This window comes from Rathayibacter sp. AC182, from assembly GCF_979253875.1.
The window spans coordinates 171,098-181,169 of record NZ_CEEDEK010000006.1 but is presented as its reverse complement, the minus strand read 5'-3'; the positions used below and the strand labels follow the sequence as shown (position 1 = coordinate 181,169).

Below are 10,072 nucleotides of genomic sequence, written 5' to 3'. Positions count from 1 at the left end.
GAGAGCCGGAGCTCTGGGGAGGAGTCGTCGCACGTCGAGGAAAAGTGGAATCGCCATGCCCACAATCTCCGCCGTGCGCCACATCGTCGTCTCGCAATTATTCTGGCTATCCAGCCTTCCTCCACGGTCCGGTTCATTGCTGCAAATAATGCTCCGGGAGAGCTGTGTGCCTCCTCAGACCAACGGCTAAACAGTAGGCGGTACTGTGAGGCGCGGATTTCCTGTCCGGAGGCGTTGGCCATTTCTTTCGCATTCGTCCGATTCCAGTGCCCTACCCACTGCACGCTTCCGTCTTCGCGCGTTTTTGCCTTAAAGGCTTCGAAGAGCTCCGATTCAAGTATTGCGTCTAGCTTCATTACCTCGTCCGCGTCGACCGTTCGCCCGGTTTCCTTGTTGTATGCGAGTTCCTCGCGGCGGCCGCGAGCGAATTGGAGCGCGCCGAACCTACGGTACTTTTCGATGGCCTTGCTTCGATCGGCCTGACGATTAATTTCTTCGATATTGAGCAGCAGCTCGAACAGTTGCCGATTAGGTGCCGCGGCCATCTCCCAGTGGCCGTTCTCCGTAAGAATACTAATGGCTTTGAGGATGTTAGCTCCTCGGTTCATCATCACAAAATCAAATAGTTCTTCGCCCGGAGAAATTGGGCCGAACATTCCGACGTCGCGATCGGCTGCTTGAATCACTTCTTCAAGCAACGTGAAAAGAGGCTTCATTCGGCTTAGCGGGCCAGCGACGGGGACATGTCCGGGAGGAACCGCTGGTCCTGGTCGCCGCGAGCCCTTTTTCCTCTTTCGAGTCATTTGCGTGGTTGTTCCATCGGATCAGAACTCTTTGGTTAGTTCATCTTCTTCGACGACGGGGATGTAACGCCGTTCGATTTTGCTGCGAACATCGACGTGCTGTGACACGGAGGTTGCGGCGAGGACCTGCTGGATCATTTTGAGCATGAACTGTTCCGGTTGGACATCCTCCGGGACGCGGTCGAGCTCCACCCTGACTGTGGGATCGTCAGGAGTCCAGTTGACGAGGGCGAGACCGGTAGCGGTGTAGCCGTTGGCGCCGCCGAGGTCGCGGAGCTTGCGCATCATGTCGACGGTCTTCTCAAATGCGTCGGGCTCTTCGGTGAGGATGCTCGCCCGCTGGACGAAAAAGAACCCGACGGCCGCTAGGGGGTAGCGGCTGCGGAGGTTGCCGGCGTCTCCATACGCTTCCTCGAACCGGTTGCTGAGGTTTTTCCCGAATGAGGAGAGCTGAGTCTTGGTGCTCAGGAGGAGTTCGGGGCCGCGGTCCCATCGGGCGATCGCGACGTCCACCTGCTTTTCGTAGGCCCGGCCGAGGATCTTCGCGTCGGTGGGCGCGACTGCCGGCATGGCTTGGAGTCGAAGTCGGAGGTCGTCCGCGATCGGCTTGGGGAGCTTGTCGAGCAGTACGGCCACGTCGCGGGGGAGGATCCGGGGCGCGTGGCTCGGGGCCACACCTCGTCGGCGCCGAAGCCGGCGCGACGCAGTTCGTATGCGAGCCACGAGTCGACGGCGTTCGCGAGCGCTCCGCTGGTCCAGCTCATGCCCGCCGCGATCGGGATGCTGAGCAGGGCTTCGAACAGCGGGTAGTCCGGGCCGTAGCGGGTGCCTTCACCGCGCGCATGCAGCCAGGGGTCGGTGAGAGGGGCTGCGGCGAGGATGTCGTCGTAGGGGCTGAACGAGTCGGGCTTAGCCATCGGTGGGCTCCTGAGCACGGCCGCCGCTGCGACCGCGAACGGTCCGCCGGCTGGTGAGTGCAGCATGATCGGCCCGCAGCGCTGCCAGCTCGTTCATCGCAAGCGTGTCTCCGAAAAGGATCTGGTCGATGAGGGCGACGGCGCCAAGAAGGTCCCGGTTCCGGATCCGGCGCATCACCGGACCCTTCGCGGCGGTGAGAGCGTGACGGTGCTGCTCGAGGAGCGCGGGCGCGGGCATCAGCCATCGGTCTGCTTCGCGCGGTTCGATTTTCAGGATGCCGCCTCCGTGGGAGCGACCGACCAGCTCGGCGGACAGCAGTGTCATCGTGTTCAGGGACGCGACCGGAAGGACGTCGCGCGCGAGATCCCGGTACGCCTCGGTGAGGTAGACGCCGTGCACGCTGTTGAGGTGGCGAGCTCCGGCGCTGTTCGTCGTCAGCCGGGCGGTGTCTGCGTTCATGTAGGTGAGGAGGAGGTCCGGTGCCTTGAGGACGGGGACCTTCCACCACGGCTTGCGGACCCGGCACTTGTACGCCTCGTCGACGCCGGTCGCGTGCCCGAAAGCGATGTACTGCAGCGTTGCGGGCGCCGGGGTGCTGCTGGGGTAGAGCAGCCAGGTCGGCTCGCCGGCCTTGCTCAGCGTGGACATTGCGCGGTCGGTCAGCGCGAGGCCGCGCAGGTGAGCGCTTCCTGGAGGGCTGATTCGCAGTAGGTCCCGGCGAGGGATGCCGAGCTCGCGCACGCGCTGAGGGGGAGAGCGAAGAATCTGTTCCCACCTGTGACCGCGCCGAGGGTGGTGTCCCCATACTCGGAGAGAGGGACGAACAGGCCTGCTGCTGCGAGGTGCTCGACCACGCTGGCGGTCGAGGGGGAGAGGGCCATCGGAGTCCAGCGGGCGGTCGTGTCTAGTGGCGCCCAGGAGGTGCCGACGTCGAGGGTGCTCAGGGACTGCGCGTTGCGCGTCTGTCGAAGCATCGCGCGACCGGCAGGCTGCTGCTTCCAACCGTCGGCTTTGACGAGCACTGTGTCCGCTTCTGCGTCCGGGAAGACCTGCTCGTCGAAGACGACGAGTTCGACGCTCGCGAAGTTTTCCAGCAGGAAGCGCCGGATTGGCCCTGCGTAGTTGACGCTCAACAGCTCTGCGGGCAGGACCAGGCCCAGACGACCTCCGGGCTTGAGGAAGCCGGCCGAGTGGGCAACGAACGCCGCCCAGCTCGACGCGAGTCCCGTCAGCGCGACGCCCTGCTGGAGTGCGGCAAAGCGGGCGCGGTCGCGCTGCTCACCGGTCCACTCCTGGTAGCGGATGAACGGAGGGTTCCCGATGATCGCGTCGTAGCTCGCAGCCGCTTCCACGAGGAAGAAGTCGCTTACCCGGATCTGTGCGTGACCGCCGGCGGCGGCCACGATCGATCGCGCAGCGTGTGCGCTGGGCGCGTGGATCTCGACGCCATCGACTCGCGGCGTTCCGAGACCCAGCGCCTTCAAGCGGCTGACGGCGGCTTGGAGGAAGGCGGCCTCTCCAGTGCTCGGCTCCAGCACGCGATCACCCGCGCCGCGGATTGCCCACTCCGCGAGGTGCTGCGTGATCCCGTTCGGCGTGAAGAACGCACCTCGCGCCTTCCGAGCTGTCGCCGGATCGAAGTTGAGAGCAGCGAGAGGATCGGAAGGCACGAGAACACACTATGTGCCAGTCCACTGACACGCGGCGGTGACCGAACAACCCTTCGGTCGTCGGATCGTCGCCCTCTTGGCCCACGTGGCCGGCCCCTCGGTGAGTCAGTTCACGACCGACTTCCGTCTCATTCAAGGCGATCGACACTCAGAGGCGCAATCAGGCGACATGCTGGTCAGCTCGCGCGGCCAGCGGTGCTCACTGCAGTGGCAGATCCAGAAGGCGACCGTTCGATCCCGCGGCGGTGACCGTGACGACCCCACCGGCGGGAGGCTCGACGGTTGCGAGGCCGTCCGAGTCGACCGTCAGCACGTAGCCGGCGACGACTGCTCGTAGATGACGGCCCTCCCGCACGACAGTGGCATCGCCTTCGCGGACGATCGCGGTGTCGAGGTACTGAATGGGTCGGGCTTGACCGCGCACCCACGGTTTAGCGGGATTTGGTCTGCCGATCAGGACAGCGAACTCGACCGAGACGTTGCCGTCGAAGAAGACGCGACCCTCGTCGTCTCGTTCAAAGCCGGAGGTGTCGTAAGCCGAGACGACCTGCTCCTTGAAGACTCCGACAATCACGTCGCCGTAGCGTGCGGCAGCCTCATCGGTAACGCCGGCCCACCAGCCGAGTGTCGCGTCATCCATGTCGCGCTCGCCGGTCAGGACATCTCGGTATGACTTCCCCCGCAAGTTGACAACGATCATGATGACTCCTTCTTCGAACTAAGTACCGTCGAAGAAGCACGGTAGTGATCGGCCACCATCTAGTCAACTACTTTCGCTGATTAGGTGCGAAGATGGGTACATGGACGACGTGAGCAAGGTGTTTGCACTCGGTCTTCGCGCACTGGAGATCGCGTCTCAGCGTGTGAAGGGGGCCTGCGAGGGTGACGACATGGATGCGGCCGCCATCGATGCACACTTCGGCCTGCACGCGGTCTACGACCTTCATGAGGCGTACTTCAAGCCGACTGGACTTCGGGCAATCAAGGCTCAGGACGAGATCTACGAGAACACGGGTGGTGAGGCGGTCGGGGCGCTCGTCTTTGCCCGTGGAGGGCCGGACGCACCAACTGATCACCTTCGCGACCAGAGGTGGTTGGGGAGATCTTCCCTACGGGATGGGTCCTTATGGCGGAGGCTGGCTGTGGGGCGACTTTGCATCGACGGAGCGTGCATTCGTCCAGCGGTCCGCGTGGTACCGGTCGCGTGTTCGCCATCGCTACCTGTGGACGCCGCTCGATGAGGCGTGGGCTTGGTTCTGTCAGAACCCACCGGGTGGGACAGCGGAGGGGGCCGAGGGTCGGAACAAAGCCGACAGGCGCGTCGAGCGCGTCGAGCGCGGAGGCCGGCGGGCGCGGAGGGCCGGCGGGCGCGGAGGGCCGGCGGGCGCTGCGCAGTGCAGCGCCCTTGCCGGCATCCTCATCAACCTCCGTTGAGGAGGTTGTTCCACCATTCCTTCGCGGTGCCACTTGTGGCGCCACTGGCCGCGCCGCGGAGCAGTTGGCCGAAGAGGTAGCCCCCAAGGGCCGACTTCTTCTGCGCGTCGCGGATCGGTTCGATGGTGTTCGCCGGAGTGTCCTGGTCTGACGGATTCCCGCCGGCGGGAGTGCTGTCCTTCCTCTTGTCGTCGTCCTCGTTCGGACTGGTGGTGGTGGTGTTCATTGGGTCCCCCTTGGGGGTGGGGTTGAGGCTGGGGAGAGCTGCGCGAGGTGCGTAGATCCCTCTCCGGCTCGGGCCCTGTCGCCGAGGGACGCTCTTCCGGGAGGAAGACGTTCGCAACTTCGGGCACGCTTTCGCGGAACCCCTCGACAAAACTGTGCAGGGCGACGCGGATGATGTCCGATCGCGAGACGTCGCGGTATCCCGCGCCTCTCGCGAACGCTTCGATCCGGTCGATCTCCTTGCGGAGGTCGGTCTCAATGCGGAAGCGCATCGGCTCCTCCAGTGGACCTGCCGGGGCTTGCATGCCCAGATCGGTCCAGAACTGGCTGGTCGTCGTCATCGAGATTCACCTCCAATCTGAATTTCCATCACTTTTCTCCTTTTCTCACGGATCGGTCCTTCCGATCACTAACCGCATCTCGAACGGAGTTGCGGGCAGGGGCCCTCGCTTACCTGTCGGGCGGGCACCTGCACATGTAGTCAACCACCACCGCGGCCGTTGTATTCCAGAAATGGCAAAGTCTCCCGGCCACTCCTCAGGTGACCACCTCGCAGATAGCGAGCTTGCCGGCAGCAGTGCTCGTACGGGAGCTGTCTATCGCCGCCTACCAAGCTCGAAAAGTATTAGCTTTCTGAGACATGGCCTTCGCGGTTGTCTCGGGTGCTTGGCCTTGGGCAGAACAGCGGAGGTCTCACCGTCTCGATAACGTGTCTCGCCGTATTTCGTCTCAACAGGGTGGTTGGAGGGGCTTTCCGAGTCAAAATGTGGATCGTGAGGCCTCGGATATACGCGTGTGAGTACGTCAAGTCAGGATGCGCAGTTGCAGTCGTGCGCTCGTCGCCGCCGGCGTGCAAAAGCGTGATGTGTTCGCGGACGTCACGTCCGGCAGCAAGACCGCGATCGGCGGCGCGGGATGAAGAAGCTCCTCGAGCACGCCGAAGACGGGGACACCGTCGTCGTCTGGCGAGTCGACCAGCTCGGCCGATCCCTCATCGATGTCCTCAACACGGTGAACCGCTGCTGCGCGAGCGTGGCGTGCAGGTCCGGTCGATCTCCGACGGCATCGACCCGTCCACGTCGACCGGTCGGCTGATGCTGAACATGCTCGCCACGCTTGCCGAGTACGAGCGGAGCTCATCGTCGAACGCGTCAACGCTGGCATCGCCGCTGCACGTGCGAATGGAACGCGCTTCGGCCGACCCCTCTCAGATCCTGTAGTGGTCGCGGACAAGCTCGCGATCGCCGCGGATGCGCGAGCGCGCGGTCGCACTGCCGAGGCGGCTGCTCGCCTTGTCGGGGTGGAGTCGCGCGTCGCTGTATCGCCACCAGGCGGACGCCGCTCGGCGCTCAGCTGCTGGAGAGTAGTCGCCGCTTCAGCAGGAACCGCCAACGACCTGGGCATCCGCACAGCTGCGCCGATCTCGATGCGCTGGCCGGACTTCTCCGAGCGGTTGGATGAGATGAGGACACGGTCGGCGCGAACTCCACCCGTGCCGCCGTGTTGTGGGGCGATCGTGCTGCGCGAGCTGCGCGAGCTGCGCCGCTCTCCTGCGCAGGTGTCGGAGTGGTGTTCTTGTGGAGACGGGACCGGTGTCACGCGGTGAGTGCGTGGTCCTCGGACTCGTGCCGGTACCCGGGCTCGGGGAGGAGGCGAGGCCTCGTCCGCTATTCGCTTCTTCCATGAGCGCGCGCACCCACGCCGGGTTGACGGCGGGCGTTCGGCTGCCGCGGAAGGTGAATTGGACGGGGATGCTGGGGTGGAGCCAGAGTGTGCGTCGACCGGTGCCGTGCGCGCTTGAAGCGTCGATGCGGAAGGCGAATGCTTCGTCGCGGCGGAACTTGTTGATGATCACGATCTGCAGATGCGCGAGCGCGCGGTCCTCGATCTCGTGGGAGGTTGCTGGAGTGCCGTAGAGGAGAGCGCCCATTGCGCGTGCCGCCGTTCTGTGCAGGTGACGCGGCTCGAGCCGCGTCAGGGAAGACCCGGCGTAGGAGCCGGGCTGGGAACATCCGCGCACAGCTGCGAAGCGATGATGCGCGGGCGCGGACGGAGCGTGAAGCCGTACGCGGGTCGCGATCGGTGGGAAGAGGACGGATCACTGGGATAGGCGACCGACGGGGCGATCGGTCGCGGAACGAAGGATCGGGGTTCGAGCAGGCTGGGGCGCTGCCCGAGAGAGCCGCCGAACGACGTCGACGCCCGCACTCTCCGGACGCGTTAAAAGATACCGGGTGCATCTTCACTGCTCAATCCCGGTAGACCCCTCCTGCCGGGTCTCTCGGGGTAGCGAGTCGGGCCGTGCCGCGCATGATCAGCGCCCCTCGAGTGAAGCAAGGACGAGGAGTGGTCGAGGCGTCATTGTGACATCGCCGACGGAAGCCACCCTCCGACGCGGGGCCGCTCTAGGCTGATTCTGCAGCGTGAACCGCTTGTCGCGCTCCGCCTGCCGCGGACCCCGCCATTCGCCCCGGTTGGCCAGGGACCGCCGGCCGCCTCCGGCGCGAGTGCACCACACAGCCCCGCCGGGGCCGGCTGCCGGCGGTGACCAGGCGGCACAGGTTCAGCGCTCCCCGCCTCAGGACAGTTGTGCGCAGATCGAGGTGGAGGTTCGGCTATCCATTGGTCGCCGGGTGGTGTTCTGGGCGTGATCGGCCCATGGAGTGGGACGATCCTTCTCGTGACCTGTCACCCGGCCGGCGGGGAGGGGGTGCTGTCTCTCGGAGTGGGGACGGGGCGTCGTCTGGTAATGACGTCCTGCGCCAGTACGGCGACATCGACGCCCGTGGCGCGAGCCTCGTCGAGGAGGAGTGTCAGTGCGGTGTCGACGGGAGTCTTGAGGATGAAGCTGACGAACCCGGCCGCCTGGTGGACGACGTTGGACCGCGTGGTCACCTCAGTCAGTGACCCTGTCGTCGACGGGGCTTCGTTGTGCTCGTGGTCACGCCCACTCATAGCGCTCCTCAAAGGTGAAGGAAGTCGGGTCGTCCTCGATCACCGGACGCTCCACCGGGACCCCGGCGGCCGCGATTCGGCGGCGGACCTCGGTCACGGCGGCGGCGGACGCCACGGTCAGAGCACCCTCATCCTCGATGTGAGGCGTGTCTGCGGCCGTGATCGAGACGAGCTCAGTGCCTGAGTGCAGGAGTAGTCGCGCTTCCAGTAAGCGGCCGTCTTCGGTCAGGACGGGGATCGACACCGCCTCCGGCCGCTGCCCGGGATGAAGCGCGGTCACCAGATCGAACAGCGCGTGACTCACCGTGTCCGGGGTGAGAAGACATCGAGACGCGTATGTCAGCTGCTGCATGCTCTCCATACTGAACAACCCAGGACTCAACAGAGGAGGGTTGCCAAGAGAGGGCGCGAGCGCCCGGCGGGCAGTCGTCTCCTCAATGGCCGCATGTCCACGGGTTATGGACGGCGGGCGTCCCGTAAAGGGATGGGTCTTCGGGCGTCTTTCGGTCCGCGGCGGGGCTATGAGCTGGCCGCAGGAGCGCGGCCATCATCGCGCTAGTTGATGATCCCTGCTGCGACGAGCTCGGTGCGTAGGTTCGTCCTTCCAGTTCAGCCCCGGGTAAGGAGATGTAGCTCAGCCCGTTCAGGTCAGACGGGCGTTCCACCGATGCGTCGAGGACGACGACGTTCTCGCGGCCGAGCTTGCCGATGAAGTAGCCGAGCTCAAGCACAACGTTCTGTCGAGCGCGCTTTGACGGTTCGTCTCCCGCCTGACGCGCCGCGACGGTCTGGCCGACGTCATCCGGAGTGAGGAGGACGATCACGTAGGACGCGTCGTCGCCGTAATCTTCGAACTTCTCGATGATGGTCCGCCCTCGCCCGGGCTCCTCCGCGAGCGATACCGGCATCATGTCGGCCTGGCGGTGGACGTACACACGAACGGAGTTCAGTGCTGCCTCGTCGTGACCGTGGACGATGAACAGCGATCGTCCGGCGCCAGACGGCGAGTCGCGAGTCCCGCTGCTAGTAGCGGGCGCGGCTGCGGCTGTCGGTAGAGATGTCGCGGTCGGCGCAACCGCCCAGAAGCTGGCTCTGTCGGTCCGGAAGACGGCGGCGGCAGCAGGCTGCCACTCGAACGGATCGGGGTCCTGGCTCACAGGCGCGGACTCCCATGGGGCCGGCTCTGGAGCGGCAAGGTCCGAGATTGCTTCAGTGGTCGGTGCGGTTTCGCTGCTGCTGGGGTTCGGGCGCCACTGCTCCGGAATTTCGGAGACATCGCGAGCAGCAAGGTACTCCTGGAACAACCGCTTGGTTCGGGCGGGCGCATTGGCCGCGATCCAAGCTGGAAGGTCCGGCATCGAGTCGGCCAGTAGGTCCATGCGCCCCTTCTCGCCGGGAGACTCGACACCCGCCTCCGCGAGAACCTGCCCGAGCACTTCGAGCGCCGCGTCCGGGTAATCGTCGTCTCCCCAGTCTTGCGAACGATAGAGCCGAGGGTGTCGAGAGAGGATGTCGGTCATGCCCGTCTCGCGGCCAAACTGACGCCAATTGCTCGCGTCCCACTTCTTCTCCGTGTACACCGGCGGCCAGCTGCAACGCATCCATCTGTGGCATGCGGGAAGTCTACGAGCGGCCCATCCGGCGAAGGTCCCGTTCGGGCGTGCCCCAACGGGTGTCCGATAGGGGATGGCCCAGCGGGCGTTCGGTAGGGGGTTCGTGTTCGGACGCTGCTTCGGTGTGATCTACGCTTCCGTCCCGAGCTCGCTGCTCGGTTACCGTGAGGCATGCCCGGACGACGCCCGCTCTCCCTGCTCGCGCCTGCAGCTGCCGCCTCCGCTCTCGCCGGCTGCTCGACATCCGCCGCAGGAGGTCGCGATGTGCATCGTCCGTCCCGCGGCCGACATCGTGCCCGCGGAGGGCGCTCTGTTCGGCGTGAATCTGGACTGGGGGTGGAGTCGTTGAAGGAGTACAGCACCGCTCTGGGCGAGCGCCCTTCCGTCGCGGTGGCCTTCGCGGACCTGCCGCTGACGGACGGGGAGCGCGAGGAGGTTTACGCCGCGACGGAGC

At 65.3% G+C, this 10,072-nt stretch carries 10 protein-coding genes and 2 pseudogenes; 3 read left to right on the top strand and 9 right to left on the bottom strand.

The window, feature by feature from the left end:
* The 4 genes and pseudogenes from AC0CII_RS25730 to AC0CII_RS25715 all read right to left on the bottom strand — a co-directional run.
* Positions 1 to 716: DUF5677 domain-containing protein (locus AC0CII_RS25730; protein ID WP_465231321.1), on the bottom strand; the 716-nt coding region annotated here is incomplete at its 3' end.
* Between the two features lie 108 nt (positions 717 to 824).
* The gene (locus AC0CII_RS25725) at positions 825 to 1,478 is read right to left on the bottom strand and encodes a hypothetical protein (RefSeq protein WP_465231320.1); all 654 of its coding nucleotides are present in this window, start codon (positions 1,476 to 1,478) and stop codon (positions 825 to 827) included.
* A 234-nt stretch (positions 1,479 to 1,712) separates the two neighbouring features.
* Positions 1,713 to 3,391, bottom strand: a pseudogene (locus AC0CII_RS25720) (HsdM family class I SAM-dependent methyltransferase).
* A 199-nt stretch (positions 3,392 to 3,590) separates the two neighbouring features.
* On the bottom strand, positions 3,591 to 4,091 hold the full coding sequence (locus AC0CII_RS25715) for a hypothetical protein (RefSeq protein WP_465231319.1): 501 nt from the start codon (positions 4,089 to 4,091) through the stop codon (positions 3,591 to 3,593).
* A gap of 100 nt (positions 4,092 to 4,191) precedes the next feature.
* Here AC0CII_RS25715 and AC0CII_RS25710 point away from each other — a divergent pair, with 100 nt between their 5' ends.
* Positions 4,192 to 4,632, top strand: a complete 441-nt coding sequence (locus AC0CII_RS25710; protein ID WP_465231318.1) for a hypothetical protein — start codon at positions 4,192 to 4,194, stop codon at positions 4,630 to 4,632.
* Positions 4,633 to 4,811: 179 nt separating this feature from the next.
* Here AC0CII_RS25710 and AC0CII_RS25705 read toward each other — a convergent pair whose 3' ends face one another.
* Positions 4,812 to 5,051 (bottom strand): hypothetical protein, encoded by a 240-nt coding sequence (locus tag AC0CII_RS25705; RefSeq protein ID WP_465228296.1) that lies wholly within the window; start codon positions 5,049 to 5,051, stop codon positions 4,812 to 4,814.
* A gap of 794 nt (positions 5,052 to 5,845) precedes the next feature.
* Here AC0CII_RS25705 and AC0CII_RS25700 point away from each other — a divergent pair.
* Positions 5,846 to 6,417: pseudogene (locus AC0CII_RS25700) on the top strand (recombinase family protein).
* Positions 6,418 to 6,425: 8 nt separating this feature from the next.
* Here AC0CII_RS25700 and AC0CII_RS25695 read toward each other — a convergent pair.
* The 4 genes from AC0CII_RS25695 to AC0CII_RS25680 all read right to left on the bottom strand — a co-directional run bounded on the left by AC0CII_RS25695 (position 6,426) and on the right by AC0CII_RS25680 (position 9,585).
* The gene (locus AC0CII_RS25695; RefSeq protein WP_465231317.1) at positions 6,426 to 6,980 is read right to left on the bottom strand and encodes a DUF7882 family protein; all 555 of its coding nucleotides are present in this window, start codon (positions 6,978 to 6,980) and stop codon (positions 6,426 to 6,428) included.
* 758 nt (positions 6,981 to 7,738) lie between these two features.
* Positions 7,739 to 7,945: a hypothetical protein gene (locus tag AC0CII_RS25690; protein ID WP_465231316.1), complete on the bottom strand. Its 207-nt coding sequence runs from the start codon at positions 7,943 to 7,945 to the stop codon at positions 7,739 to 7,741.
* Positions 7,946 to 7,991: 46 nt separating this feature from the next.
* Entirely contained in the window at positions 7,992 to 8,357 is a 366-nt protein-coding gene (locus tag AC0CII_RS25685) for a hypothetical protein (protein WP_465228301.1), read from the bottom strand.
* A gap of 82 nt (positions 8,358 to 8,439) precedes the next feature.
* Positions 8,440 to 9,585: a TIR domain-containing protein gene (locus tag AC0CII_RS25680; RefSeq protein ID WP_465231315.1), complete on the bottom strand. Its 1,146-nt coding sequence runs from the start codon at positions 9,583 to 9,585 to the stop codon at positions 8,440 to 8,442.
* A 157-nt stretch (positions 9,586 to 9,742) separates the two neighbouring features.
* Between AC0CII_RS25680 and AC0CII_RS25675 the strand changes: the two genes are divergently transcribed.
* Positions 9,743 to 9,967 carry a hypothetical protein gene (locus AC0CII_RS25675; protein ID WP_465231314.1) on the top strand — a complete coding sequence of 75 codons (225 nt, stop codon included), beginning with the start codon at positions 9,743 to 9,745 and terminating at the stop codon, positions 9,965 to 9,967.
* Positions 9,968 to 10,072 lie beyond the last annotated feature (105 nt).